This is a genomic window from Faecalibacterium hominis (ex Afrizal et al. 2022), from assembly GCF_049545105.1.
GTDB lineage: Bacteria > Bacillota > Clostridia > Oscillospirales > Ruminococcaceae > Faecalibacterium > Faecalibacterium duncaniae.
Genome location: NZ_CP186860.1, coordinates 563,921 through 588,691 on the forward strand (window position 1 = coordinate 563,921; position 24,771 = coordinate 588,691).

Sequence of the window (24,771 nt, forward strand, 5' to 3'; positions counted from 1 at the left end):
TTTGGCGCAGCGGTCTGCAAGACGCGAGACCCGCCCAAGGGTCGAAGCGGATGCAGGGCACCGCAAGAGGGCATTGATGCAGTTGCCCGGAACAGAAAGCGTTGGAGCTTGATGTTCAGGAAGCAATTTTTGGCGCAGCGGTCTGCAAGACGCAAGGCCCGCACCAAGGGCCGAAGCGGATGCAGGGCACCGCAAGAGGGCGCTGATGCAGTGAACAGAACAAATAAGCATATAGGAGCTTAAGGAGACAAACCATGAAAGATATCACTAAGTACCAGGGCGTTATCCCCGCTTTCTACGCATGCTACGACGCAGAGGGCAATATTTCCACTGAGGGTGTCAAGGCCCTCACCCGCCACCTGATCGCCAAGGGCGTTAAGGGCGTGTATGTCGGCGGTTCCTCCGGCGAGTGCATCTACCAGCATGTGGACGAGCGCAAGGCCGTGCTGGAGGCAGTGATGAGCGAAGCCAAAGGCAAGCTGACCGTCATTGCACATGTTGGCTGCAACAACACCGCCGACAGCGTGGAACTGGCCCGCCATGCCGAGAGCGTAGGTGTGGATGCCATCGCCTCCATCCCCCCCATCTACTTCCACCTGCCCGAGTATGCCATTGCCAAGTACTGGAATGACATGTCCGCTGCTGCTCCCAACACCGAGTTCGTGATCTACAACATTCCCCAGCTGGCCGGCACCGGCCTGACCATGAGCCTGCTGAAGGAGATGCTCAAGAACCCCAATGTGGTGGCTGTCAAGAACAGTTCCATGCCCACCCAGGACATCCAGATGTTCAAGGATGCCGGTATCGCTGCCCGCGGCGAAGGCAACTTTGTGGTCTTTAACGGCCCCGATGAGCAGTTCGTCTCCGGCCGCGTCATCGGCGCAGACGGCGGCATCGGCGGCACCTACGCCGTGATGCCTGAGCTGTATCTGGCCATGAACGAGCATATCAACAAGGGCGAGGTCAAGGAGGCTCAGGCCCTCCAGTACGAGGCTGACCGCATCATCTACAAGATGTGTGAGGCCCACGGCAACCTGTACGCCGTGCAGAAAGAGATCCTGCGCCGGATGTACGGTCTGGAGCTGGGCGGCGTGCGTGAGCCCATGCCCAGCCTGGTCCCCGAGGATGAGGCCATCGTGGCCGAAGCACAGGCCATGATCGAAGCCGCCATCGCAAAACTGTAAGCTGAACAAGCGCCCCCTCTCCGTCTCTTTTCAGAGGGGAGGCGGGCGCTTCTTTTTTGGAGGGAAAGCGTATGATCTGCGATACCCTGGATCAACTGCATCTGTACAAGGGGTTCCACAAAAACCTCGACACGGCCATTGAGTTTCTGGCCGCACACCCGCTGGATACCCTGCCGCTGGGCCGTACCGAAGTGGACGGCGACGAGGTGTTCATCAATGTGATGGATGCCGATCTCAAACCCCACACCGGTTCCCACGCCGAATATCACCGGCTCTACGCCGATCTGCAGATCGACCTGACCGGCGGCGAGGGCTGGGGCTACGAGACCGCCCCCGGCACCGAGGTGGAGCCCTACCAGCCGGATATCGGCAAAAAGGACAGCGAGGATGCCGTTTTCGGCGCTCTGGGCGAGGGGCGGTTCGTCCTCTTCTTCCCCGGTGAGCTGCACCGCCCCGGCGTGGAAATGCCCGGCTGCGATCGTGTCCGCAAAGCTGTAGTCAAGATCAAGATGGAGGATAAGTATCATGGATAAGGAAAAACTGTTTGCTCAGATCAAGGGCGGGCTGATCGTCTCCTGCCAGGCATTGGAGCACGAGCCCCTGTACACCAAGGAGGGCGGTGTGATGCCCCTGATGGCCAAGGCTGCCGCCATGAGCGGCGCGGTGGGCATCCGTGCCAACACCGTGCGGGACATCACCCAGATCAAGGAAGTCGTGGACCTGCCCGTGATCGGCATCATCAAAAAGGACTACCCCGGCACCCCCATGTACATCACTGTGACCATGAAAGAAGTAGACGAGCTGGTGGCCTGCGGCGTGGATATTCTGGCGGTGCAGGGCACGGGAGCTCTCCGCCCGGACGGCTCCACCTCCGCTGAGTTCATCCGCACTATCAAGGCAAAGTACCCGGATCAGCTGGTGATGGCCGACTGCGACAACTTTGAGAACGCCATGGCCTGCGCCGAGGCCGGTGCCGACTTTGTGGGCACCACCATGCGCGGCTACACCCCTGAGACCCAGGGCATTGACGACATCGATTTTGATTTCGTCCACAAGCTGGCCACCGAGTGCCCCGCCAAAGTCATTGCCGAGGGCCACATCCACTACCCCGAGCAGGCCGTCAAGGCACTGGAAGCCGGTGCTTTTGCACTGGTGGTGGGCGGTGCCATCACCCGCCCTGCCGAGATCACGGCCCGCTTCACCGGTGCCATCAACGCCATGAACAAGTAAAACGGAGACACCGAGATGAAACAGTATCTTGCGATCGATATCGGCGGCACTGCCGTCAAGCTGGGCATCGTGGATGAAACCGGCGCGGTGTGCTCCAAGGCCGAGGAAAGTGTCAACTTCGACGGCTACCAGACCCCGGTGCTGACCACCGTGCTCAAAGCCGCCAGAGCCTTTGTGGAGACCCAGAACATCGATGTGAACACACTGGAAGGCGTGGGCGTTTCGGCCACCGGCCAGATCGACAGCCGCAAAGGCATCGTGGCCGGTACCTGCGGCAACTTTCCCAACTACATCAACAGCCCCATCCAGGCCGAACTGGAACGTCTCTTCGGCCTGCCCGTCACCGTTGCCAACGATGCCAACTGCATGACACTGGGCGAGGTCTGGGTCGGCGGCGCAAAGGGTTATACCGATGTCATCGGCGTGACCCTGGGCACCGGCGTGGGCGGCGGCATCCTGACCGGCGGCCGCCTTTTGGAGGGTGCCCGCGGACTGGGCGGTGAGCTGGGCCACTACCGCACCCATGCACTGGACGGTGTCCCCTGCACCTGCGGTGCCACTGGCTGCTGGGAGCGCTACGCCGCTACCACGGCTCTGGTACGGGCCGCACAGGAAAAGGACCCGGCCTGGAAAGACGGCCGCACCATTTTTGCTGCCGCAGAGGCTGGCAACGAGACCGTTCTGGCCCTGCTGGATGCCTGGACGGATGAGATCGCACAGGGCCTTGCAGGCATGGTGCACATCTTCAACCCGCAGCTCATTCTCATCGGCGGCGGCGTGAGCGCCCAGCAGAAGCTGCTCATCGAACCCATTGCCGCCAAAGTCAGGGCCTCCGTTATGCCCGCCTTTGCCGAGGGGCTGGAGATCCGCGCCGCCCAGCTGCACAATGATGCCGGTATGGTAGGCGCAGTCTATTACTTCCGCCAGCAGCACGGCGAAGCCTGATCATCTGAACGATCAAAGGAGTGTATTGAGATGAAAACACATATTCTCTGCCTGGGCGATTCCAACACCCACGGTTATTGTGCCGACCCCAAGGACAATGCCGACGGCGGCATCCGCTTCAACGAGGACGAGCGCTGGACCTGCCGCCTGCAGACTGCTCTGGGCGACAAGTATCTGGTAACCGAAGAGGGCCTTTCCGGCCGCACCACCGTTTTTGCAGACCCCATCCACGAGTCCATGGATGCTCTGAGCGTGGCCTATCCCCTGCTCAAGAGCCATGAAGTCATCGACCTGCTCATCATCATGCTGGGCACCAACGATGTGAAAGAGCGCTTCAACGCAAACGCCGCCTGTATTGGCGCTGGCATGGAGCGCCTGATCCAGAAGTGCAAGACCGTGGACTGCTGGGGCGACAAGGAACCCAACATTCTTGTGGTTGCTCCTCCGCGCATCAAGGAGGGCTTCCACGATGAGGTCATGGGCGACGGCTGTGTGGAGAAGTCCAAGGGCGTTGCCGGCTGGTACAAGATCATTGCAGAGCGCAACAACGTCCATTTCCTGGATGCTGAAGGCTGCGAGTTCAACCAGATCGACTTCATGCACCTGACCCGTAAGGGCCACGCACAACTGGCTGAGAAGCTGGCCGAGCTGGTGCCGACGCTGCTCTGAGTCAAAAAGAACAACCCTCTCCGTCAAAGCCTTTTGCTTTGCCTGCTTCCCCCGAAAGGGTGAAGCGGCATTGCGAGGCAATGACGGAGAGGGTTGTTTTCTTTTGTCAGATGTAATCCGAAATATACGGAATCTTATGGAAGAGCACGTCATCCAGCCGTTCCACAGCCTCTTCCCTGCCCTCGATGCGCTCCAGCTCATACAGACGCTCTGCAGTCTTGTAGCCCAGCAGCAGGGTGGTAAATGTGCCGATGCCCATTTTCAGGTGATACTCGGCGGGTTCACGGGTCATGGTGCAGTGCCCATCCGCAAAGCGAACGTTGAACGTCCGGTCGTTCCATGGCAGAAGCGAGTCCTCGATCTCCAGCTCGATACACAGGGTGCCGCCGTCCGGGTCACAGGGGTAATCGGCGAGGAAATCCTCCACGTCGATGATGCGTCCCATGGCATAGGGGCGGATGCTCTCCTTGATGTCGCCATCGTCCATCTCAAAGGCGATGGGTTCGCTGAAATAGGTACTGCCGTGCACCTCATCGATCATGGAATCATGGGCATGGATATACTCCCACAGGCCTTTCTGGGCCTCGCGGTTGAGGTAGACCATCTCCTTGATGTGCATGATGTCGTTTTTGATGAGGTAGACCATGTAGCCGCAGGGCTTATCCTTGACGTTGTAGTAGACCGCAACATTGGTATCGTCCTCATCCCAGCGCCAGTATTCCTCCCAGGCCAGACTGTTGCGGAACAGACAGCCGTGGGTGATGGACGCAAAGTGGGAGTGCAGCTCATGGAACTCGGTGTTATCCCAGCTGACACGCCGGACATAGCCGGGGGCCTTGACCTTGGTGGGGATCTGCCGGTCCTTGATGTTGAACGAGATCTTGTTGGAAACGATCTCCCAGCCCAGGTGATGGTACAGCGGAATGCTGTACGGGTAGAGCAGGGCGAAGGATTTGCCCTCCTCGTGCATCTGGGTCAGACCCTTGATCATCAGGTGCTTCATAATGCCCTGCCCGGTGTACTCCGGGTAGGTGCAGACACTGGTGACAAAGCCCACATGGTAGACCGTATCGTAGATGTTCATTTTCAGCGGATAGACGGCAAACTGGGACACCAGCGTGTCTCCATCAAAGCAGCCCAGAACATCGGCACGTTCCAGCACCGGGAACTTGGACTGCTTGATCTCATCGTCCTTCCAGCCTGTGGCAGTCAGCTCTTCTTCCGTGACCTGAAAGGTGTAGCGGAGCAGTGCATTGTACTGATCCAGATCCTTCGCTTCCAGATAACGGGTCAGATAATGGTCTGCGGCGTTCATACGAACACCCCCGTCCTTACGGGGTCAGACGGTTGGGGCCGCGGAACAGGAACTCCGCGTCCTTGATGCTCTCGCCCACCAGCAGCATGGTCAGGCGGTCGATGCCCAGACCGAAGCCGCCGTGCGGGGGGCAGCCATACTGGAAGAACTCCAGATAGAACTTGACATCCTCAGCCAGACCCTTTTCCTCAGCCTGCTTCTTCAGCACCTCATAGCGGTGCTCGCGCTGGGCACCGGTGGTGATCTCCACACCGCGCCAGATCAGGTCGTAGCCCTGAGGCACGCCGTTCTCGTCGCGCATGTGGTAGAAGGCGCGCTTCTCAGCATCGTAATCCGTGACGAAGAGGAACTCGTGGTTATAGTGCTTCTTCACCCAGTCGTAGCTCAGGCGCTCGGCCTCGGTGGTCAGGTCGCCCTTCTCGGAATCGTCCACCACATAGCCGAAGTCCTCTTCCAGACCTTTGTACAGGTCAGCCAGCTTGACCACGGGGAACGGGGTCTCGGGCACGATGACTTCCTTACCGAACAGTTCCTGGATCTGATCGCCGTATGCGTCCTTCACAGCCTGCAGGCCAGCCTTGAGCAGCTGCTCCTCCATGGCCATGACATCCTTGTAAGAGGTGATGTAGCTGAACTCCAGATCGAAACCGGAGAACTCCGTGGCGTGCTTGTTGGTATAGCTCTTCTCGGCGCGGAACACAGGGCCGGTCTCGAAGATGCGCTCAAAGCCTGCTGCCATTGCCATCTGCTTGTAGAACTGGGGGCTCTGTGCCAGATAGGCATTGCGGTCGAAGTAATCCACCTTGAACACCTCAGAGCCGCTCTCGCTGGCAGCAGCGATCAGCTTGGGGGTGTGGATCTCGATGAAGTTCTGGTCCAGCAGGAACTTGCGCATGGCGTTGACCATGCAGCTCTGGGCCTTGAACATCAGCTGGTTCTCGTCGGTGCGCAGATCGACCCAGCGGTAATCAATGCGCTGGTCGATGCTGGAACGCTCCACCGCCTTTTTCTTCTTGGTGGCGGCAATGGCCTTGCGGGCAATGGGCAGTGCATCCGCAATGCTCTCCACCTCAATGGCCTCGGGGATCATCTCGATGCCGCCCATCTTGACGTAGTCGTTCTCGACCACCTTACCGGTGACAGTGATGACAGAATCAGGGGTCAGCTGATCGATGGTGCCCACCAGATCAGGATGATCCTCTTTTTCAACCGTGATCTGCAGCTTGCCGGTGATATCCTTCAGTACGATAAAGGCCATATACTTGCTGTTGCGCAGGTTTTCAATAAAGCCCTGTACCTTGACCGTATTGCCAATTTCCTTTTGTACCTCGTTGATGTAGGTGCGATTCATGGAAATCCTCCTTTGATGTCTTATACCGTTTTATTATACGCTTTTCAGGGGATAAATCAAGTATTCTGCCCGGGCCAGTCTTACTTCTTGTGGTTTTCCTCTTCGTGCAAAGTGCCGGTGCCGCCCTCGACCACACCGTCGTGGTCGAGCACCGCCCTGATGGTGCCAAAGAAGCACTTTACGTCCATGCCAAAGCTCAGGTGCTCCACATAGTAGCCATCCAGCCGGGCCTTGTCCACGATCTCCAGCTCATCCCGCCCATGGATCTGAGCCCAGCCGGTCAGGCCGGGGCGGACATCGTTGGCACCGTACTTGTCCCGCTCGGCCAGCAGGTCATACTGGTTCCACAGCGCCGGGCGCGGGCCGATGACTGCCATATCGCCCACAAAGATGTTCCAGAGCTGGGGCAGCTCGTCCAGACTGGTCTTGCGCAGGAAGTGCCCCACCCGGGTGATATACTGATCCGGGTCCTTGAGCATATGGGTGGGCATATCGTGGGGGGTGTCGATGCGCATGGTGCGGAACTTGAGGATATTGAAATGCTGTTTGTGGATGCCCACCCGCTTCTGCCTGAAAAAGATCGGTCCCGGAGAATCGATCTTGATGGCAAGGCAGAGGATGAGCAGCAGCGGCGAGAGCACGATCATGCCGCAGAGGGACAGAATGACCGCCAGCAGCCGCTTGATGCCGTTTCGATACATGGAAGATCCTCCCTTTCCAGAGTACCTTTTATTATAGCAAGCCCTTCGACAGTTTGCAATCCATTCCGTGCAGTTTCACGCCCGAGGGGCTCAGGCAGGCGCAGCAGAAGTATTGGCTGTTGCGCAGACAACAAAACGCCTGTTTTGTTGCATTATTTATCCTGTTTTCTCTCTTGTTCCGGAACGATTTCTGCCGTATCATTACAGTAACAACTCTATCTGAAACAGGAGGTCTTTTCTGTGATCCAGCGTTTTTCTTTCGGGCATCCTTTTCCCACCCAGAGCGTTGTGCTGTCTCTTCCCGCGGAAAGCGGCCCCGTTCCCTTTCTGACTCCCGATGGCACCGGCTGGCGGTTCACCCTCAGTGAGCAGGCTGCGGTCTACGGTCTGGGCGAAATGCCCCGCGGCATCAACAAGCGCGGCTGGCACTACATCACCAACAACACCGATGAATCCCGCCACAGCGAGGACAAGCTTTCCTTCTATGGTGCGCACAATTTCCTGCTGGTGCGGGACGGCAGCACCTGCTTTGGCCTGTTCGTGGATTTCCCGGGCAAGGTGTATTACGACATCGGCTATACCCGCCACGATCTTTTCTCTTTCCACACCGAAACCCCCGACTATGATCTGTATCTCCTCTCCGGCGGGAACGAGAATGCGATCTGCAAGGAGTTCCGCACCCTCATCGGCCGCAGCTATATCCCACCCAAGTGGGCATTCGGTCTGGCACAGAGCCGCTGGGGCTATAAGACTGAGGAGGACGTGCGGGAGGTTGCACGCCAGTACAAGGAGCACGACCTGCCGCTGGATATGATCTGCATGGACATCGAGTATATGCAGGACTATGCCGATTTCACCGTAAACAAGGAACGTTTTCCTGACCTTGCAAAGCTCTCCGCAGACCTGAAAGCGCAGGGCATCCGTCTGGTGCCCATCATCGATGCCGGCGTGCGCATCGACCCCAACGACTCTACCTGCACCGAAGGGTTGGAAAAAGGATACTTCTGCAAAAAGGCCGACGGGACCCCCTTTGTGGCGGCAGTCTGGCCCGGCAAGGCCTACTTTGCCGACTTCCTGCGCCCTGAAGTGCGGGAGTGGTTCGGCCACAAATACAAGGCCCTGACCGACTGCGGCATCGAGGGCTTTTGGAACGATATGAATGAGCCCTCCCTCTTCTACTCACCCGAGCGGCTGCGCGCTTTTCTGAACGACATGGCCGCCCTGCGGGAGAAGGACAACATTGAGCAGGAGGAGTTCTTCCTGCGCGTGATAGGCGGTGCCATGGGACTGATGAACAGCCCGGCAGACTACGCCAGCTTCTACCACGAGGTGGACGGCCAGAAGGTGCGCCACGATCAGGTCCACAACCTCTACGGCGGCAGCATGACCCGCGCCGCTGGCGAGGCCTTTGCCGACCTGCGCCCGGGCCAGCGCACTCTGCTTTACAGCCGCTCCAGCTTCATTGGCAGCCACCGCTACGGCGGCATCTGGCTGGGCGACAACAATTCCAGCTGGGCCCAGCTGCTGGCCAACATCCAGATGATGCCCAGTGTCCAGATGTGCGGTTTCCTGTACAGCGGTGCCGACCTCTGCGGCTTCTCCTCCGATACCACGCCGGATCTTGCCCTGCGCTGGCTTGAGTTCGGTCTGCTCACCCCGCTGATGCGCAACCACTCCGCAGTTGGCACCCGGATGCAGGAATACTACCGCTTCCCCGAGGTGCTGCCCGCTGTGCGCAATATGATCCGTCTGCGCTACGCCCTGCTGCCCTACCTGTACAGCGAATTTATGAAAGCCGCGCTGGAAAACACCAGCTACTTCCGGCCGTTGGCCTTCGACTACCCGGATGACCCCGATGCCCGGGAGGTGGAAGATCAGCTTCTGCTGGGCGAGGGCCTGATGGCCGCTCCCGTCTATGTCCAGAATGCCCACGGGCGGCATGTCTACCTGCCCGAATCCATGAAGCTCCTGCGCCTGCGGGCTGTGGACGACTACGATGAAGAGATCCTGCCCGCCGGACACCACTATATCCGCTGTGCGCTGGACGAAGTGCTGTTGTTCCTCCGTCCGGGTCACATCGTTCCCGTGGCACAGCCCGCCAACAGCACCTCTGAGCTGGATGATGCCAGCCTGACCCTGTGGAGCTTCCTGCCCGACGGCGAATCTGCGGAGTACCGGATGTACCGGGATGACGGCGTGACAACAGAATATGAGAAGAAAGAGCACTGGAAAACGCTGCAGATCCATCATTCCTGATCGAAGTGCCCCGAAAAGGCAGGATCTCCCCTGCGCAACATCTTGTATTTTACAGAAAACTGTATTATAATATAGATGTTCTTTACAAATTGCGTTGTGCCGCAAAACGGCACGGCGCATTTTTTACGCTTCAATTTTGGTGCAAGAGTATGAGAGAAGTTTCAAAGGAGGCGGAGCTTTCATGGCACAAATGTCCCAGGCCGGTGATCTGACCAGCGGCCCGATGCTGAAAAAGATCATCCTGTTTTCCCTACCGCTGGCGGCATCCAGCTTTTTGCAGCTGCTGTTCAATGCTGCCGATGTGGTCGTGGTGGGCCGGTTCGTCGGCAGCGCCGCGCTGGCAGCAGTTGGTTCCAACGGTGCGCTCATCAACCTGCTGGTCAACCTGTTTGTCGGCCTTGCGCTGGGTGCAAACGTTGTGGCTGCCCGCTGCTATGGCGCAAAGGATGACCAGGGCGTGCACGAAGCGGTGCAGACCGCTGTTACCCTGAGCCTTGTGGGCGGCGTACTGATGGCTTTTGTGGGCTTTTTTGCAGCCCACGGCCTGCTGGAACTGATGTCCAGCCCCGAGGATGTCATTGACCTTGCCACCCTTTACCTGAAGATCTACTTCATCGGAATGCCGATGACCATGCTGTACAACTTCAACGCCTCCCTGCTGCGTGCCGTGGGCGACACCCGCCGCCCGCTGGTCTGTCTGGCGGTGGCAGGTGTCATCAATGTGGTGCTGAACCTGCTGTTCGTCATCGTGTTCCAGATGAGCGTGGCGGGTGTTGCGCTGGCCACCATCCTCAGCCAGACGGTATCCGCCATTATGGTCACGGTGCTGCTGGTCAAGGAAGAGGGTGCCATGCACCTTGACCTGCGGCATCTGGGCTTCCACAAGAAAGCCCTGCTGCAGATCATCCAGATCGGCCTGCCCGCCGGTCTGCAGAGCACCGTGTTCAGCCTGTCCAACGTGGTGATCCAGTCGGCTATCAATTCCTTTGGCTCCACGGTCGTGGCCGGAAACTCTGCCGCATCCAACCTCGAGGGCTTCATCTACACCGGCATGAATGCCTTTGCGCAGGCGGCCGTGACCTTTACCAGCCAGAACGTGGGTGCCCGCCGGTACGACAACCTCGACCGCGTCATGCGCAACTGTCTGCTCTGCGTCACTGTGGCGGGCCTGTTCCTGGGCTGCGGCGCTTACTTTGGCGGTGAGGTCCTGCTGCACTTCTACTCCACGGATGAAGCCGTGGTGGCTGCCGGCCTGTCCCGGATGCAGATCATCTGCACTGCCTACTTCCTGTGCGGCATAATGGACACTCTGGCCAGCTGCCTGCGCGGCCGCGGCTACTCGGTGATCCCCATGATCGTCAGTCTGGTGGGCAGCTGCCTGCTCCGTCTGGTCTGGATCGCAACTATCTTCCGGATGTTCCGCTCTACCGGCACGCTGTACATCAGCTATCCCCTCAGCTGGGCCCTGACCGCAGGGGTGCATCTCATTTGCCTGCTGGTCGTGCGCAAAAAGATGAACGATCAGCTGAAGGAAGAGAGCCGCCTGGTCGCATAACAAAAAACGCTCTCCTGTGCTCAGCAGGAGAGCGTTTTTGTTTACAGCATCTTCTTTAACAGATATCGGTCATACCCGCCGTACATCTCCCGGCGGTCGGCAATGACAAAACCGCAGGCAAGGGCATTGTTCAGGCTGTATTGATTCTCCGGGCTGACGGTAGCCCCGATGCCCACGATGCTGGGCCGGACAAGGGGCAGCGCCGCTTCCAGCAGCTTCCGCTGCAGGCCGTTGCCCCGCCAGTCCGGGTGGACCACTGCGCTGTCTGCATTGGCCCAGTGCTCCCACTCCTCCCGGGGCACCCCCAGAAAGGCTGCATAGTTGTGCGCGCTCCGGCCGCAGTAGCGCAAGATAAAGTACGCCCCCAGCCGTTCGCCGTCGTATGCCCCGATGCACAGGTCCTCCCTCAGGTAGGCCGTGATATTCTCCAATGTGTCCGGCACAAACTGCTCCGGGTGAGGCATGGCGGCCCGCACTTCGTTCTGCAAAGCAAAGAAAGCGGCGGCATCCGCAGGGCCGCACCGGCGCAGGCGAATGGGAAGCTGTGCAGGCCGGCCACACACTTTTTGCAATATCAGTTCCATTTTGTGAACCCTCCAAAAATAAAATCATACTTTCTGCTGGATTCCAGTATAATTACCATTCAAAATAAAGTCAAATCATGCTATAATGAAAGTAAGAAAATCTGTCCGGCGCAGCTTTTGGGATGCAGGGCAGGTTTTCCCAAGTCCAGGCGGGCACTGCCCCGCCCGCGAACCGGAGGAACAGCCCATGAAAGAATCCAGCTCTTCGTCATCCATCCGCCTGGGCGGTGCGGTCATCAGTGACCGTGTCGTCGCGGCGCTCCTGGAAGAACTGCGCACCGGCCGCTACGCCGATGCTGACCGCCTGCCCGCCGAGGTCGATCTGGCCGCGGAACTCGGTGTCAGCCGTACCGTGATCCGGGACGCGCTGAGCGAGATGGAGCGCGCCGGTTACATCGAGCGTGTGCGCGGCATTGGCACAGTGGTCAACCGCACCGTGCTTGGCCTGCGCAGCCGCCTTGACCAGAAGCTGGAATATTACCCGCTGATCCGCAGCTTTGGCAGCTACCCCCACGCCGATGGCATCCAGATCTATCCCATCCGCGCCGGGGCCGAGCTTGCCCGGGATCTTGCCATTGCCCCGGGGGACGAGGTCATCTGCATCAAAAAACGCATCCTGGCCGACACCACCCCGGTCATCTACTCCATCGATTATCTGCCCCGCGCCCTCTTTGGCAGCCGGGACTACACCCGCATCGACCTGAGCGGCGGCGTGTTCGATATCCTGGAGCAGGAATGCAACCAGCAGATCTCCTCGAATGTGGCCCACCTCAAGGCCAGCTGCGGCGACGAGACCATCCGGGCTGCCATGCGTCTTGCTCCCGGCGAGGCCATGCTGCTGCTGGATGAGATCTGCTTCAACCGTCTGTGCCACCCGGTCATGCGCTCACTGAGTTATTACACAAATTTCTTCGATTTTTCCATTCTTCGAAAATTACTTTGACGGAGGTAAAATTCATGCGCCATCTCATCGATCCCTTGGATTTCAGCCAGGAAGAGATCACCTCTCTGCTGAATCTGGCCGACCGCATCCGCTCCGACCCTGCCGCTTACCAGGACGTTGCGGCTCACAAAAAACTCGCCACTCTGTTCTATGAGCCGTCCACCCGCACCCGCCTCTCCTTTGAGGCGGCCATGCTGAACCTGGGCGGTCATGTGCTGGGCTTCCCGAGCGAGACCGTCTCCAGCGCTTCCAAGGGAGAAAGCGTTGCAGATACCATCCGTGTGGTCTCCTGCTATGCTGATATCGTGGCAATGCGCCATCCCAAAGAGGGTGCGCCGTTCCGCGCTTCCCGCTACTCCCGCATCCCGGTCATCAATGCCGGTGACGGCGGCCACCAGCACCCCACCCAGACCATGACCGATCTGATGACCATCCGCACCCGGATGGGTCGGCTGGATAATCTGACCATCGGCCTGTGCGGCGATCTGAAGTTCGGCCGCACCGTCCATTCTCTCATCAAGACCATGGCACGCTGCAAGAACATCCGCTTTGTGCTCATCAGCCCCGAGGAGCTGCGGGTGCCCGACTATATCATCAAGGACGTGCTGGAAGCCAACGGCATCGAGTACCGTGAGACCCGGAGCCTGGAGGAATCCATGCCCGAGCTGGATATCCTGTACATGACCCGTGTGCAAAAGGAGCGCTTCTTCAACGAGGAGGATTACATCCGCCTGAAGAACAGCTACATCCTGACCAGCGAAAAGATGGCCCTTGCCAAGCCTGAAATGGCAGTGCTGCATCCCCTGCCCCGCGTGAACGAGATCGCACTGGATGTGGACAACGACCCCCGTGCTGCCTACTTTGAGCAGGTGCAGAACGGCGTATACATCCGCATGGCACTGATCATGACGCTGCTGGGTCTTGCCGACCCCAAGGCACCGAAGGAGGGCAACTGATATGCTGAATATTGACGAGATCCAGAACGGCATTGTGATCGACCACATCAAGGCAGGCACCGCTGTGGGCCTGATGGAGCTGCTGGGCATCACCGGCAACAAGACCGCCAACGTGGCACTGATCCAGAATGCGCGCTCCCACAAGGCCGACTGCGGCCGCAAGGACATCATCAAGGTCGAGGGGGATGCCTCCTGGCTGAACCTGGACGTGCTGGCCTACCTTGACCCTGACATCAGCGTGACCGTGATCGAAAACGGCAAGGCTGTGCGCAAGGAAAAGCCGAAGCCCCCCAAGCGTCTGGTGAACATTGTGCGGTGCCGCAATCCCCGCTGCATCTCCTCCATTGAAGAGGAATGCGACCAGATCTTTGAGATGAGCTCCAACGGCAAATACCGCTGCATCTACTGTGAGCAGGAGCTGCAGGTGAAGCCGGAATAATCGGTACAAAAGCAAAAGGCAGTGCGTCCCACGCGGCGCACTGCCTTTTTTGTTTGTTACACGAAATCCTCCCGCATCGGGGTAAAGATATCCAGCAGGATGCCCGCTTCCGTGCAGGTGCAGCCATGCTCCACACCGTCCTCCTTTCGGCCTGATCTCAAACAAAAAAGCCCGACAAAGCTCCCTCTGGCAGCACCGCCCGGCATCTCATTCCCACATACGATGCCGTGCAGGTGCAGTGCATTCAGAAGGTCTCTATCTGCAGCAATCCCCCAAGATCGCCATTCAGAGCTTCGTCAGACTTTTTATTCGTAAAGACGTTCCGGCCCACGCACACACGCCTGCGTTCCCGGATATTCCTTCCTCTGTCGGCCGCAAACCATACAGCGGGGAGGCGCTCCTGCCTTTAACTTGATTTCATTGTAGCAGATTCCGATGAAACTTTCACCCCAAATGTCATATTCTGCAGGGTTTCATGTCATAATTTGCGGAGCGGGATGGTGCAGGTAAAGCGGAACCAGCACCCCCGGCAGCTGATGGTATATTCGCCGCCATATTTTTTCAACACATCCCGCACGTTCCACAGCCCGAAGCCGTGGCCCGCCCCTTTCTGAGAGATGCGGGGCAGCTGGCCGTCCACGAGATTCAGGTCCTTCTCCACCCGGTTGCGGACAGAGAGCACCACCTCGTCCTCGCTCTTCCGCATCCGCACATAGACCTCCGGCGGATCAGCCTGCGCGGCGGCCTCAATGGCATTGTTGAGCAGGTTGGAGAGCACGATCACAAGATCCGTCTGGCCCATGGGCATATCCCTCAAATCGGGCAGATCAAAATAGACCATGACCCCTTTTCGGCTGGCTTCCTCGTACTTTTTGCTGAGCAGGGCATCCAATAAAGGGTTGTGGGTGTTCATAATGGTGGTATTCGCCGCAATGGTCTTTGTGAGCGTGGAAAGGTAGGCCTTTGCGCCCTCGTAATCGCCCTGCTGAAGCAGCAGAGCCAGTGCCTCGGTGTGGTTGGTGAACTCATGGGTCAGCCGCCGCTGAGTCTTGTAGGATTCCAGAAGAGCTTCTGCGCTCTTCTTCTGGCGCACAGCCTCCACCATCAGTGTCTGCTGCAGCAGCATCTGGTCGTTGACCATCTGCACGATCCCCAGATGGATCAGCACTGCTATGGTCAGGCCAAAGGTCAACATCATGTTCATCATGCTGGGCACTTCGCTGCCGCCGGATACCATCAGCACGATGTTCAGCACCACAACGATGCCAGGAAAGAAGGACATGACCAACATCTGCAGCGGGGTCAACGCCTGCTCCCTCCGCCAGCGCCGAATAATGTAGGCTGCAAGCAGGCCAGCCCCCACAACAGCAGCAACCAGCAGGAACAGACAGCTGCGGTAGCGCCAGACCTCCCGGACCGGAATGTGCTTACACCAGGCAAAGGTGTAGCTGACCGTGTTTTCCGTCAGCAGGCACATGATGCCGTTGACAAGGCAGGCCGAGAGCTTCTGGTTCCAGCTTCCGCCGAAAAAGAGCACCGTGACCAACAGGTAGATGATGTTCAATATCACAGATTCGATATTGAAAAAACCAATGTCATGCCGGATCGAAGCCGCCAGAAATACTGCTGCCAGCAGGGCTGCCCACAGGCAGGGGAAGCGGAATCTCCTGCCGCGGCCCAGAAATGCATGGTCCACCATGATAAAGGCCGCCCACTGGCCAATGCAGACCAGATGCCCCATCAGAAGCCAGAGCATTTCCTTAGTCATCCCCAAACTGCCCCTTCCATTCCAGATAGGTGCTGCGGATCTCAGCATAGCCGTTCCGGCTCACGCCCAGCTTGACCCCATTGCGCAGGGTGACCATATAGCTGCTGATCTGCCGGATGTACTTCATATTGACCACCGCGCTCCGCCCCACCCGCAGAAAGCCGTTCTCAAACAGGGCCTGCGGCAGCTCGTTCAGCTTGCCATAGTAAGAGCACAGGGGCTGATGAGCCACATCTCCGTAAACGTTGATCTTGCGCAGGTCGCTTTCGAGGTAGTAGATGCTGTCGTAGGGCAGCTCAGTCTCGGTGCGGTTCTGCCGGATGGTCAGGGTCTTGGGAGTCCGGTGATCCTGCTCGTGCAGAATGGCATCCAGACAGCGGGGCAGCTGGCAGTCCAGATCGCGCTTGAGGATATAGCGGAACGCATTCACGGTGTAGCCCTCCGGGGCAAATTCCAGATAGGCCGACACATACACCAGGCAGATCTCCGGGCTGCACTGGCGCAGCTGCTTTCCCAGTGAGATGCCGTTCATGGTGTCCAGATCCACATCCAGCAGCGCCACCTGATACAGATCAAGGTCCCGCCGGGCCAGTGTCTCCTCCCCGCTGTGGCAGACGGTGCATTCCACCTGCAAGCCCCGCCGCGCAAAGAAATCCCGGACGAGCGTTTCCACACGGGCAGCAAATACCGCATCGTCATCACAGATCAAAATGTGCATTGTGTCCTCCAACAAAAACGCCCTCTCCGTCAGTGCTTCCGCCTCTCCCAAAGGGCGAGGCAATTGCTGTTCTGACTTCAGGCTGTGCAAGTTGCTTCCCCATCAGATGCGTTGCCCCCCTTGGGGAGCTGGCGAGCGAATGCGAGACTGAGAGGGTTTATTTCCTTATGCAAAGAACTTGTCGTAGATGCCAAAGGCGAAGATGAACAGCACGATCACGGGCAGACCGTAGGTCAGGTAACCGCGCATCCAATCGTGGATCTTCAGCCCCTCGCCGGTGTTGACTTCCTTCTTATAGTTGTCCCAGCCCCAGCCATAGCGGGAAACGCAGAACAGCAGGTAGACCAAGCTGCCCAGCGGCAGGAACAGGTTACTGACAAGGAAATCCTCGAAGTCCAGCACTGCACCGCCAAACACGGCAAAGCCATCCCAGGCCCAGAGGTTATACCCCAGCACGCAGGGCATGGACAGCAGGATGATGAGGAACAGGTTGACCAGACTGGACTTTTTACGAGTGCAGCCGGTCAGCTCCATGCCGCAGCAGATGATGTTCTCGAACACCGCCAGCACGGTGGACAGGGCAGCAAATGCCATGAACAGGAAGAACAGGCTGCCCCACAGCCGCCCCAGCGCCATGTTAGCAAAAATATTGGGCAGGGTGATGAAGATCAGGCTGGGGCCTGCGGTCTGATCCACACCAAAGGTAAAGCAGGCCGGGAAGATGATGAGACCGGCCGTGATGGCCACAAAGGTATCCAGCACCACCACACGGACGCTCTCGCCCAGCAGGGAGTGCTCCTTGCCGATGTAGCTGCCAAAAATAGACATAGCACCGATGCCCAGGCTCAGGGTGAAGAAGGCCTGATTCATCGCACCCACCAGGGTGTTGACGATGCCAACCTCCTTCATGCGGCCAAAGTCGGGCACCAGGAAGAAGGAAAGGCCCTCCTTTGCGCCGTCCATGAAGAGGCTGTTCACGGCCAGAATGACCATGATGAGGAGCAGGGCGATCATCATGCCCTTGGTCACACGTTCCAGACCGTTCTGCAGGCCCTTGGCGCAGACCAGAATGCTCAGAACGACCACGAACACCATCCAGAAGGTCATAATGCCGGGGCTTGCCAGCATCTCGGTGAACTTGCCCGCCACCTCGTCGGCGTTCAGGCCGGAGAGCTTTCCGGCGGCAGTCATATAAAAATAGTGCAGCATCCAGCCTGCGACGGTGGTGTAGAACATCATCAGCAGATAACAGCCGATCAGGGTAAAATAGCCGTGGATATGCCACTTCTGGCCCGGCTTTTCCAGCACCTGATAGGCGCGCACCGGGCTTTTGCGGCTGGCACGGCCCACAGCAAATTCCATGGTCATAATGGGCAGCCCCAGAATGACCAGGAACAGCAGGTAAAACAGTACAAAGGCTCCGCCGCCGCCCTGACCTGCCATATAAGGAAATTTCCACACGTTGCCAATGCCGATGGCACAGCCTGCCGACAGCAGGATGAAGCCCAGCCGCGATTTCAGCGTTTCACGTTCCATAATAAATTTGTCCCCTCCAATAATTTCAGCCGCCCGCCTTCTGCACGAAAAACAGGCGAAATCAGTTTATTATATCACAAATTGGAAGAGAATGGAGTGCTTTTTCGTATTTTCCCTTGCAAATTTCTTTCATCTTATATACAATAGACAAGATGAAATGTGTACAACACGGAAAGGAACAACCGGATGGTCTCAGACGAAACAGCCTACCGGAAGTATCTGGCCGGAGACGAAGCTGCCGCTCAGCTGTTGGTAGAGCGGTATGGCGACGCGCTGACCCTTTACATCAACGGCGTGCTGGGCGATATCCACGAGGCAGAGGATCTGATGATCGAGGCCTTTGCCCATATTTTTGCAAGAGAGCGGCCCATTCAGGATGGCTGCTTCAAGGCTTACCTCTATAAAACCGGGCGCAATCTCGCATTGCGCTGCAAGACCCGGCGGCGGTTTTTTCTGCCGCTGGAGGAACTGCCTTTTGAACTGCCGGACGAGGCACTGGCCGAAACCGGGCTGTTTCAGAACGAACAGCACCAGCAGCTGTACGCCGCACTGGGCAAGCTCAAAAAGGAATACCGGGAGACACTTTTTCTGGTCTATTTTGAAGAACTAAGCTACCGGCAGGCCGCACAGGTGCTGGGACGCACCGAGCAGCAGGTAACGAACCTTGTGTACCGGGGCAAGCAGCAGCTGAAACAACTTTTGGAACAGGAGGGATATCAGTATGAAAACTGATGCCGAACGGATGGCGCTGATCCGCCAGCGCACGGCCCAGCTGCAGCGTCAGGCGCGCGCACGGCAGATGCTGCTGATCGATGCAGGCTGTATGGCGGCCTGTCTTGTGCTGGTGGTCTGCCTGGGCCTTGCCATGCCCGGCTGGGCAGGCACATCGGTCGCGCTGCATGTTTCCCCCACCGGCACCGCCGGGATGCTGAGTGAGCGCGGAGCCGACGGTTATATCCTGGTGGGCGTACTCTCGTTCCTGCTGGGCTCCTGCGTGACCATCCTGCTCTACCGCCTGCGCCGCAGCAGTGAAAAGAAGCACACGAGGGACGACGATGAGCTTTGAGATCATTGACAACACCTTTCAGGTGATCGTGCTGGCTGCGATGGCGCTCCTCGCCTTTATCCTCGCCTTCCGGCGCAGCAGCCGCTCCTGCCTGATCCTGGCGTTCGGCTACGCCAGCTTTATGATGGGCACTTTGTACTACCTGCTCCATCTGATCATTCTGGGCCATGGGCCGCAGGTGTTTTATGTGGCCGAATGCTCCTGGATGGCCTCGTATTTCTTTTTTCTCTCGCTGGAGATCCTCTATTGGGAGGGCCTGCGTCCGCCGTTCTCCCCTTTTGCGCTGGCAGCTGGGGTGGTCTTTGCCGGAGTTGTCATGCGGGTGCAGGTGTTTGGCCCTTCGCCGCTGATGTCTGGTGCGCTGGCGCTCACCTTTGGCGCGCTGGCCTATCTCTGTTTTTCGGCCCTGCAAAAGGAAAAACGGCTCCGGCCTTATGAGATCGCACTTTTGTTTGAAATGTCCTTGCAGATTCTTCTGTTCGTTGTCTCCGAGTTCATCCGTGATTACACCCGGTTCAGCCTTTACTATGCTGTGGACATCCTGTTGACCCTCACGCTGGTCAGCTTCCTGCCCCGTATCCTGCAGGAGGAGCCCCATGACCTACATTGAAAACATCTTTTTGTGCCTGGCGCTTCCCATGCTGCTCTCCCTGCTGTTCACATCGGGCAGCCCCCGGCGCTTTACCCTGTTCGTGGTGCTGGGCATGGCCACCTGCCTGCTTTCGGCTTATGTCAGCAGCTTTTTCATGGGGCGGCACCAGTGCAGTGCCGTGACCACCGCCATTGAGATTGCGCCTGTCTGCGAAGAGATCCTGAAGCTGCTGCCTCTGCTGCTCTACTTTTTGATCTTTGAGCCGGATTCCCACAAGCTGACTCCTGCGGCCATTGGCATTGCAGTGGGCTTTGCTACCTTTGAAAATGTCTGCTACCTGACCGAAAACGGTGCAGGAAGTTTTGTTTTCCTGCTCATCCGCGGCATGTCCGCCGGGGCCCTGCATCTGGTCTGCGGCATCCTAACCGGTCTGGCACTGGCCTATGTGTTCCGCCGTCCGTGGCTCACCTGCACCGGCACGGTGGGGATTCTGGGGGTCTGCATGGTGCTGCACGGCATCTACAATCTGCTGATCACCGCCGACGGCTTCTGGCAGATGGTCGGGTACTTCTTTCCTTCTGCCATCATCGTTACCCTGTTTGCGGCAAGGCTGCTCCACAGGGGCAGGCACACTGTTTTTCACTGACCGTTTCCCGCTCTTTTCCGGAGCGGGAAATTTTTTTGAACTTTTTTCAAATTTGGGTGAAAGGAATCGGCGCGAACTGTATTATAGGAGATAGAGAGGACGGAAAGCAGCCGCTCTGATGATCTCTCAAAAGGAGGGACTGTCCATGACCCAGAAGGCGAGTGTTCGTATGGAGGAAATTCGCCGCCGCACACGCAGGCTTCGTCAAAGGCGGGCACATCGAATCAACTGCGCTCTCTCCGCAGTTTGTCTGTTTTTGACAGTCGGCATTGCGTCCCTGCTGTATCAGGAGCATGTTCCGGGTCTTTCCATCGTTCTGGCCGGGTACGGCTCGGTGCTGCTGCACAGCGGTGCTGATGCCTATATCGTGGTCAGCGTCGGCTCCTTTGTCACCGGCGTTGTATTCACGTTGCTCGGCATCCGGTACAGGCAGTACAAAGCATTGCACCGCCCCTTTTCCCCGGATGCTGCAGACAAGGCTTCCTCCCAAAGCCTCTCTGACGACCAGTAGCGCCCTCCATGCTCTTCTCCCACACACTTTTCTCCATACCCCGAAAAGGCTCTGCCGTTTCTCCCGGCAGAGCCTTTTCCCTTTTAACCAAAAACAGCACGCCGAAACCAAACGGTGTGCTGTTTTTTCTGATTCTATGGTTATCTGTCCCACTTGTCGCACAGGGCGTTGATCTGGTCGGCAAACTTGGCAAGATCCTTGTTGGCCCCGCCCTCGTTGTGCTCGATGACGCGGAGCAGCCGTTTGCCGGCGCTGACCAGCCGCTGGAACACCGTTGCGGCGCGGGACGCGCCCTCGCTGGGCTTGTGCTCCAGCCGGACACGGGAGCCTTCCTGCAGGCAGACCGCACCTTCGGCCCCAATGGCCCACTGCTCCCCATTATATGGCGCACAGGCGGTAAAGCCCTGCTCGGTCAGGGTCTGGGCAAAGATGTTCTCCACCTCGTCCTCGCCATGGATGATGAACACCCGCTTGGGCTTGGGGCTGAACGCGTTCACCCAGGCCAGCAGGCCCTCGCGGTCGGCATGGCCCGAAAGGCCCGTCAGCTGACAGATCTCTGCCTGCACGTCGATGGTCTCACCGAACAGCTTGACATTGACGGCACCATCGATCAGGGTGCGGCCCAGCGTTCCCACGGCCTGATAGCCCACAAAAAGGATCGTGCACTCCGGCCGCCACAGATTGTGCTTGAGGTGGTGGCGGATGCGGCCTGCCTCGCACATGCCGCTGGCCGAGATGATGACCTTGGGCACCCGGTCGGCGTTGATCATCCGGGACTCATCGCTGGTCACGCTGACCTGCAGCCCCGGGAACTGGATGGGGTCGATGCCCTGGGCCAGCAGCGCCCGGGTATCCTCGTCAAAGCAGTCGGGGTCGGTATCTTTGAAGATGCGGGTCGCCTCAATGGCAAGGGGGCTGTCGATGTAGACCGGGAAATTGCCATGACCGGTGACCAGACCCTCTTTTTTGATCTCACGGATAAAGTAGAGCAGCTCCTGGGTACGGCCCACCGCAAAGCTGGGGATGACCACATTGCCGCCCCGGTCAAAGGTGCGCTGCAGGATCCTGCTCAGTTCCCCCACATAGTCCGGGCGGGGACCATGGCTGCGGTCGCCATACGTAGACTCCATGAACACATAGTCCGCGTCCCGGATCGTTGTCGGGTCCTTGATGATGGGCTGATGCTGGTTGCCGATATCCCCGGAAAAGACCAGCTTGGTGGTGGTGCCGCTCTCAGTGACCCAGATCTCGATGCTGGAAGAACCCAGCAGATGGCCCACATCGATGAAGCGGATCACAAGGCCCGGGGCCAGTTCGATCTTAGTGTTATACTCCATGCCCCGGAACAGCTGCATGGCCGCCTCGGCATCCTGCACGGTGTACATCGGCTCCACCGGCTCGGCACCGGCACGCTTCGCCTTGCGGTTCTTCCATTCAGCTTCAAATTCCTGAATGTGGGCAGAGTCCCGCAGCATGATGCTGCACAGCTGAGTCGTGGGCTTGGTGGCATAGATCCTGCCCCGGAAGCCGTTGCGCACCAGCAGCGGCAGCTGGCCTGTGTGGTCGATATGCGCATGGGTCACCAGCACGCCGTCAATTTCACCCGGTGCCACAGGGAGGGGCTGGTTTTCGTAGACATTCTTGCCCTGCTCCATACCGCAGTCGATGAGGTAGCGCTGCCCTGCTGCTTCCAGCAGGGTGCAGCTGCCCGTGACCTCGTGGTTGGCTCCCAAAAATGTGAGCTTCATAGATACACCTCCCGGTTCAGTTTTGCACCCTTAGTATAGCACAACTCGCTGCATCCATCTGCCCAAATCGTGTGAAGAGTTATCGGGCAAAGCGCCGAAATTTTGAAAAAGTTTTTATACAATCTTGACAAACCACCCCCAACTGAGATAAACTTTATTCGTATGACGTAACTTCTACAGAGATTCAAAATAGAGAGGTAGTTATTTATGGTTCGTAACGATTTGCGCAACGTCGCCATTATCGCTCACGTTGACCACGGCAAGACCACGCTGGTGGATGCCATGCTGCGTCAGAGCGGCGCTTTCCGCGACAATCAGGTCGTGGCAGAGCGTGTCATGGACAGCGGCGATATCGAGCGTGAGCGCGGTATCACCATTCTGGCCAAGAACTGCTCCTGCACCTACAAGGGTGTCAAGATCAACATCGTTGATACCCCGGGCCACGCCGACTTTGGCGGCGAGGTCGAGCGCGTGCTGAAGATGGTCAACGGCGTACTGCTGCTGGTGGACGCTGCTGAGGGCTGCATGCCCCAGACCCGTTTTGTTCTGCAGAAGGCTCTGCAGCAGAACCTGAGCCTGGTGGTTGCCATCAACAAGATCGACCGCCCCGATGCCCGCATCAAGGAAGTCATCGATGAGGTGCTTTACCTGCTGATGGATCTGGGCGCTTCCGATGAGCAGCTGGAATGCCCCATCCTGTTCTGCTGCGGCCGTCAGGGCACCGCAAGCCTGGACCCCGATGTGCCCGGCACCGACCTGATCCCCCTGTTCGACACCCTGCTGGACACCATCCAGCCTCCTCAGGGCGATCCCGAGGCTCCCTTCCAGATGCTGGTCTCCTCTGTTGACTACAACGAATTCGTTGGCCGCATCGGCATTGGCCGCATCCAGAACGGCGTTGCCAAGGTCGGCGAGGAAGTGGTCGTGTGCGATTGGCACAACCCCGACCTGAAGATGCGCGGCCGCCTGACCAAGCTGTACGATTTCCAGGCCAATGGCCGCCAGCCCTGCGACAACATCACCGCAGGCGATATCGTTGCATTCTCCGGCCTGCCCGATGTCACCATCGGCAACACGCTGTGTGCTCCCTCTCAGGTTGAGCCGCTGCCCTTCGTGAAGATCAACGATCCCACCGTGGAGATGACCTTCTCCGTCAACGACAGCCCCCTGGCCGGCCGTGAGGGCAAGTACGTCACCAGCCGCCAGATTCGTGACCGCCTGCAGAAAGAGCTGCTGAAGGACGTTGCTCTGAAGGTGGAGGATTCTCCCACCACCGATTCCTTCCGCGTTATGGGCCGTGGTGAGATGCACCTGTCCATCCTGATCGAGACCATGCGCCGTGAAGGCTACGAGCTGCAGGTCTCTCCCCCGCACGTTCTGACCAAGGTCATCGACGGCAAGACCTACGAGCCCATGGAGCACGTTGTCATCGATGTTCCCACCCAGTATCAGGGTGCTGTGATGACCGGTCTGGGCCAGCGCAAAGCCGTCCTGCAGCAGATGGAGTCTCTGGGCACTGACCGTGTCCGCCTGGAGTTCCGGATGCCCAGCCGCGGCCTGTTCGGCTACCGCAACCAGTTCCTGACCGATACCCACGGCGAAGGCATCCTCAACCAGATCTTTGATGGCTACGATGTCTGGGCCGGTATGATCGCCAACCGTTCCACCGGTTCTCTGGTCAGCTTTGAGACCGGCGAAGCCGTTACCTACGGCCTGTACAACGCGCAGCAGCGCGGCACCCTGCTGGTGGGCGCTGGCGAAAAGGTCTACGAGGGCATGGTCATCGGCTACACCGCTTCCGGCGAGGATGTGGATGTCAACGTCTGCAAGACCAAGCACCTGACCAATACCCGCGCTTCCGGTTCCGATGACGCTCTGCGCCTGATCCCCGTCAGCAAGCTGAGCCTGGAGGGCTGCCTGGAGTTCCTGGCACAGGATGAGCTGCTGGAGGTCACCCCTGAGAATCTGCGCATCCGCAAGCAGATCCTGAACCACGACCAGCGCATGAAGGCAAAGAGCAAGCTGAAGTAAGCTGCTTCCCTTCCCGATCAACATAAA

At 58.4% G+C, this 24,771-nt stretch carries 24 protein-coding genes; 16 read left to right on the top strand and 8 right to left on the bottom strand.

Features of this window, described 5'->3' with window-relative positions; genetic code table 11:
• Positions 1 to 254: 254 nt before the first annotated feature.
• The 5 genes from ACKXGA_RS02860 to ACKXGA_RS02880 all read left to right on the top strand — a co-directional run bounded on the left by ACKXGA_RS02860 (position 255) and on the right by ACKXGA_RS02880 (position 4,028).
• Positions 255 to 1,184 (top strand): dihydrodipicolinate synthase family protein, encoded by a 930-nt coding sequence (locus ACKXGA_RS02860; RefSeq protein WP_207683894.1) that lies wholly within the window; start codon positions 255 to 257, stop codon positions 1,182 to 1,184.
• Positions 1,185 to 1,255: 71 nt separating this feature from the next.
• Positions 1,256 to 1,717: a YhcH/YjgK/YiaL family protein gene (locus ACKXGA_RS02865; protein WP_117534139.1), complete on the top strand. Its 462-nt coding sequence runs from the start codon at positions 1,256 to 1,258 to the stop codon at positions 1,715 to 1,717.
• Complete coding sequence (locus ACKXGA_RS02870; protein WP_097771907.1) at positions 1,710 to 2,414, top strand: N-acetylmannosamine-6-phosphate 2-epimerase; 705 nt, start codon at positions 1,710 to 1,712, stop codon at positions 2,412 to 2,414. The genes ACKXGA_RS02865 and ACKXGA_RS02870 overlap by 8 nt, the downstream gene beginning before the upstream one ends.
• A 15-nt stretch (positions 2,415 to 2,429) precedes the next feature.
• The gene (locus ACKXGA_RS02875) at positions 2,430 to 3,359 is read left to right on the top strand and encodes an ROK family protein (RefSeq protein ID WP_423730040.1); all 930 of its coding nucleotides are present in this window, start codon (positions 2,430 to 2,432) and stop codon (positions 3,357 to 3,359) included.
• Positions 3,360 to 3,389: 30 nt separating this feature from the next.
• Complete coding sequence (locus tag ACKXGA_RS02880; protein ID WP_423730041.1) at positions 3,390 to 4,028, top strand: GDSL-type esterase/lipase family protein; 639 nt, start codon at positions 3,390 to 3,392, stop codon at positions 4,026 to 4,028.
• 106 nt (positions 4,029 to 4,134) lie between these two features.
• Here the strand turns inward: ACKXGA_RS02880 and ACKXGA_RS02885 are convergent, their stop codons facing one another.
• The 3 genes from ACKXGA_RS02885 to ACKXGA_RS02895 form a co-directional block, all read right to left on the bottom strand.
• Positions 4,135 to 5,343 carry a GNAT family N-acetyltransferase gene (locus ACKXGA_RS02885; protein WP_097771202.1) on the bottom strand — a complete coding sequence of 403 codons (1,209 nt, stop codon included), beginning with the start codon at positions 5,341 to 5,343 and terminating at the stop codon, positions 4,135 to 4,137.
• Between the two features lie 16 nt (positions 5,344 to 5,359).
• Complete coding sequence (aspS, locus tag ACKXGA_RS02890) at positions 5,360 to 6,694, bottom strand: aspartate--tRNA(Asn) ligase (protein ID WP_099357176.1); 1,335 nt, start codon at positions 6,692 to 6,694, stop codon at positions 5,360 to 5,362.
• Positions 6,695 to 6,774: 80 nt separating this feature from the next.
• Positions 6,775 to 7,395: a sugar transferase gene (locus ACKXGA_RS02895; protein WP_097771204.1), complete on the bottom strand. Its 621-nt coding sequence runs from the start codon at positions 7,393 to 7,395 to the stop codon at positions 6,775 to 6,777.
• Positions 7,396 to 7,635: 240 nt separating this feature from the next.
• Between ACKXGA_RS02895 and ACKXGA_RS02900 the strand changes: the two genes are divergently transcribed.
• Positions 7,636 to 9,651, top strand: coding sequence for a TIM-barrel domain-containing protein (locus tag ACKXGA_RS02900; RefSeq protein WP_423730042.1), 2,016 nt, complete (start codon positions 7,636 to 7,638; stop codon positions 9,649 to 9,651).
• A 181-nt stretch (positions 9,652 to 9,832) separates the two neighbouring features.
• On the top strand, positions 9,833 to 11,206 hold the full coding sequence (locus ACKXGA_RS02905) for an MATE family efflux transporter (protein ID WP_154276070.1): 1,374 nt from the start codon (positions 9,833 to 9,835) through the stop codon (positions 11,204 to 11,206).
• A 41-nt stretch (positions 11,207 to 11,247) separates the two neighbouring features.
• Here ACKXGA_RS02905 and ACKXGA_RS02910 read toward each other — a convergent pair whose 3' ends face one another.
• Positions 11,248 to 11,790: a GNAT family N-acetyltransferase gene (locus ACKXGA_RS02910; protein WP_349174983.1), complete on the bottom strand. Its 543-nt coding sequence runs from the start codon at positions 11,788 to 11,790 to the stop codon at positions 11,248 to 11,250.
• Between the two features lie 187 nt (positions 11,791 to 11,977).
• On the opposite strand from ACKXGA_RS02910, the gene ACKXGA_RS02915 reads away from it, so the two are divergent.
• Genes ACKXGA_RS02915 through ACKXGA_RS02925 form a run of 3 tightly spaced genes read left to right on the top strand, consistent with a single transcriptional unit; the run spans position 11,978 to position 14,128 of the window.
• Entirely contained in the window at positions 11,978 to 12,733 is a 756-nt protein-coding gene (locus ACKXGA_RS02915; protein ID WP_275252662.1) for a GntR family transcriptional regulator, read from the top strand.
• Between the two features lie 14 nt (positions 12,734 to 12,747).
• Entirely contained in the window at positions 12,748 to 13,689 is a 942-nt protein-coding gene (gene pyrB / locus ACKXGA_RS02920; protein WP_317330310.1) for an aspartate carbamoyltransferase, read from the top strand.
• Between the two features lies 1 nt (position 13,690).
• Positions 13,691 to 14,128, top strand: coding sequence for an aspartate carbamoyltransferase regulatory subunit (locus ACKXGA_RS02925; protein WP_005934452.1), 438 nt, complete (start codon positions 13,691 to 13,693; stop codon positions 14,126 to 14,128).
• A 478-nt stretch (positions 14,129 to 14,606) separates the two neighbouring features.
• Here ACKXGA_RS02925 and ACKXGA_RS02930 read toward each other — a convergent pair whose 3' ends face one another.
• The 3 genes from ACKXGA_RS02930 to ACKXGA_RS02940 all read right to left on the bottom strand — a co-directional run bounded on the left by ACKXGA_RS02930 (position 14,607) and on the right by ACKXGA_RS02940 (position 18,150).
• Entirely contained in the window at positions 14,607 to 15,896 is a 1,290-nt protein-coding gene (locus tag ACKXGA_RS02930) for a sensor histidine kinase (RefSeq protein ID WP_423730043.1), read from the bottom strand.
• Entirely contained in the window at positions 15,889 to 16,614 is a 726-nt protein-coding gene (locus ACKXGA_RS02935; protein WP_207697559.1) for a LytR/AlgR family response regulator transcription factor, read from the bottom strand. Before ACKXGA_RS02935 ends, ACKXGA_RS02930 begins: the two co-directional genes overlap by 8 nt.
• A 165-nt stretch (positions 16,615 to 16,779) precedes the next feature.
• Positions 16,780 to 18,150: a sodium-dependent transporter gene (locus ACKXGA_RS02940; protein WP_005934460.1), complete on the bottom strand. Its 1,371-nt coding sequence runs from the start codon at positions 18,148 to 18,150 to the stop codon at positions 16,780 to 16,782.
• Positions 18,151 to 18,336: 186 nt separating this feature from the next.
• On the opposite strand from ACKXGA_RS02940, the gene ACKXGA_RS02945 reads away from it, so the two are divergent.
• The 5 genes from ACKXGA_RS02945 (at position 18,337) to ACKXGA_RS02965 (ending at position 20,965) form a co-directional block, all read left to right on the top strand.
• Entirely contained in the window at positions 18,337 to 18,882 is a 546-nt protein-coding gene (locus ACKXGA_RS02945; RefSeq protein WP_005934461.1) for an RNA polymerase sigma factor, read from the top strand.
• The gene (locus ACKXGA_RS02950) at positions 18,872 to 19,216 is read left to right on the top strand and encodes a hypothetical protein (RefSeq protein ID WP_117534128.1); all 345 of its coding nucleotides are present in this window, start codon (positions 18,872 to 18,874) and stop codon (positions 19,214 to 19,216) included. Before ACKXGA_RS02945 ends, ACKXGA_RS02950 begins: the two co-directional genes overlap by 11 nt.
• Positions 19,206 to 19,826 (top strand): hypothetical protein, encoded by a 621-nt coding sequence (locus ACKXGA_RS02955; RefSeq protein ID WP_423730044.1) that lies wholly within the window; start codon positions 19,206 to 19,208, stop codon positions 19,824 to 19,826. Before ACKXGA_RS02950 ends, ACKXGA_RS02955 begins: the two co-directional genes overlap by 11 nt.
• Positions 19,813 to 20,454: a PrsW family glutamic-type intramembrane protease gene (locus ACKXGA_RS02960; protein ID WP_005934466.1), complete on the top strand. Its 642-nt coding sequence runs from the start codon at positions 19,813 to 19,815 to the stop codon at positions 20,452 to 20,454. Before ACKXGA_RS02955 ends, ACKXGA_RS02960 begins: the two co-directional genes overlap by 14 nt.
• Before the next feature lie 145 nt (positions 20,455 to 20,599).
• The gene (locus tag ACKXGA_RS02965) at positions 20,600 to 20,965 is read left to right on the top strand and encodes a hypothetical protein (protein WP_143405654.1); all 366 of its coding nucleotides are present in this window, start codon (positions 20,600 to 20,602) and stop codon (positions 20,963 to 20,965) included.
• A 140-nt stretch (positions 20,966 to 21,105) separates the two neighbouring features.
• On the opposite strand, the gene ACKXGA_RS02970 is transcribed toward ACKXGA_RS02965, so the two are convergent.
• Complete coding sequence (locus ACKXGA_RS02970) at positions 21,106 to 22,713, bottom strand: MBL fold metallo-hydrolase RNA specificity domain-containing protein (RefSeq protein WP_097771216.1); 1,608 nt, start codon at positions 22,711 to 22,713, stop codon at positions 21,106 to 21,108.
• A 207-nt stretch (positions 22,714 to 22,920) separates the two neighbouring features.
• Between ACKXGA_RS02970 and typA the strand changes: the two genes are divergently transcribed.
• On the top strand, positions 22,921 to 24,744 hold the full coding sequence (typA, locus tag ACKXGA_RS02975; RefSeq protein WP_097771217.1) for a translational GTPase TypA: 1,824 nt from the start codon (positions 22,921 to 22,923) through the stop codon (positions 24,742 to 24,744).
• The last annotated feature ends 27 nt before the right edge of the window (positions 24,745 to 24,771 follow it).

Bases quoted from the DNA above. Each gene is read 5' to 3' on its own strand.
- ACKXGA_RS02860 (WP_207683894.1), top strand. From the start codon at position 255: ATGAAAGATATCACTAAGTACCAGGGCGTTATCCCCGCTTTCTACGCA.
- ACKXGA_RS02865 (WP_117534139.1), top strand. From the start codon at position 1,256: ATGATCTGCGATACCCTGGATCAACTGCATCTGTACAAGGGGTTCCAC.
- ACKXGA_RS02870 (WP_097771907.1), top strand. From the start codon at position 1,710: ATGGATAAGGAAAAACTGTTTGCTCAGATCAAGGGCGGGCTGATCGTC.
- ACKXGA_RS02875 (WP_423730040.1), top strand. From the start codon at position 2,430: ATGAAACAGTATCTTGCGATCGATATCGGCGGCACTGCCGTCAAGCTG.
- ACKXGA_RS02880 (WP_423730041.1), top strand. From the start codon at position 3,390: ATGAAAACACATATTCTCTGCCTGGGCGATTCCAACACCCACGGTTAT.
- ACKXGA_RS02885 (WP_097771202.1), bottom strand. From the start codon at position 5,343: ATGAACGCCGCAGACCATTATCTGACCCGTTATCTGGAAGCGAAGGAT.
- aspS (WP_099357176.1), bottom strand. From the start codon at position 6,694: ATGAATCGCACCTACATCAACGAGGTACAAAAGGAAATTGGCAATACG.
- ACKXGA_RS02895 (WP_097771204.1), bottom strand. From the start codon at position 7,395: ATGTATCGAAACGGCATCAAGCGGCTGCTGGCGGTCATTCTGTCCCTC.
- ACKXGA_RS02905 (WP_154276070.1), top strand. From the start codon at position 9,833: ATGGCACAAATGTCCCAGGCCGGTGATCTGACCAGCGGCCCGATGCTG.
- ACKXGA_RS02910 (WP_349174983.1), bottom strand. From the start codon at position 11,790: ATGGAACTGATATTGCAAAAAGTGTGTGGCCGGCCTGCACAGCTTCCC.
- ACKXGA_RS02915 (WP_275252662.1), top strand. From the start codon at position 11,978: ATGAAAGAATCCAGCTCTTCGTCATCCATCCGCCTGGGCGGTGCGGTC.
- pyrB (WP_317330310.1), top strand. From the start codon at position 12,748: ATGCGCCATCTCATCGATCCCTTGGATTTCAGCCAGGAAGAGATCACC.
- ACKXGA_RS02925 (WP_005934452.1), top strand. From the start codon at position 13,691: ATGCTGAATATTGACGAGATCCAGAACGGCATTGTGATCGACCACATC.
- ACKXGA_RS02930 (WP_423730043.1), bottom strand. From the start codon at position 15,896: ATGACTAAGGAAATGCTCTGGCTTCTGATGGGGCATCTGGTCTGCATT.
- ACKXGA_RS02935 (WP_207697559.1), bottom strand. From the start codon at position 16,614: ATGCACATTTTGATCTGTGATGACGATGCGGTATTTGCTGCCCGTGTG.
- ACKXGA_RS02940 (WP_005934460.1), bottom strand. From the start codon at position 18,150: ATGGAACGTGAAACGCTGAAATCGCGGCTGGGCTTCATCCTGCTGTCG.
- ACKXGA_RS02945 (WP_005934461.1), top strand. From the start codon at position 18,337: ATGGTCTCAGACGAAACAGCCTACCGGAAGTATCTGGCCGGAGACGAA.
- ACKXGA_RS02950 (WP_117534128.1), top strand. From the start codon at position 18,872: ATGAAAACTGATGCCGAACGGATGGCGCTGATCCGCCAGCGCACGGCC.
- ACKXGA_RS02955 (WP_423730044.1), top strand. From the start codon at position 19,206: ATGAGCTTTGAGATCATTGACAACACCTTTCAGGTGATCGTGCTGGCT.
- ACKXGA_RS02960 (WP_005934466.1), top strand. From the start codon at position 19,813: ATGACCTACATTGAAAACATCTTTTTGTGCCTGGCGCTTCCCATGCTG.
- ACKXGA_RS02965 (WP_143405654.1), top strand. From the start codon at position 20,600: ATGACCCAGAAGGCGAGTGTTCGTATGGAGGAAATTCGCCGCCGCACA.
- ACKXGA_RS02970 (WP_097771216.1), bottom strand. From the start codon at position 22,713: ATGAAGCTCACATTTTTGGGAGCCAACCACGAGGTCACGGGCAGCTGC.
- typA (WP_097771217.1), top strand. From the start codon at position 22,921: ATGGTTCGTAACGATTTGCGCAACGTCGCCATTATCGCTCACGTTGAC.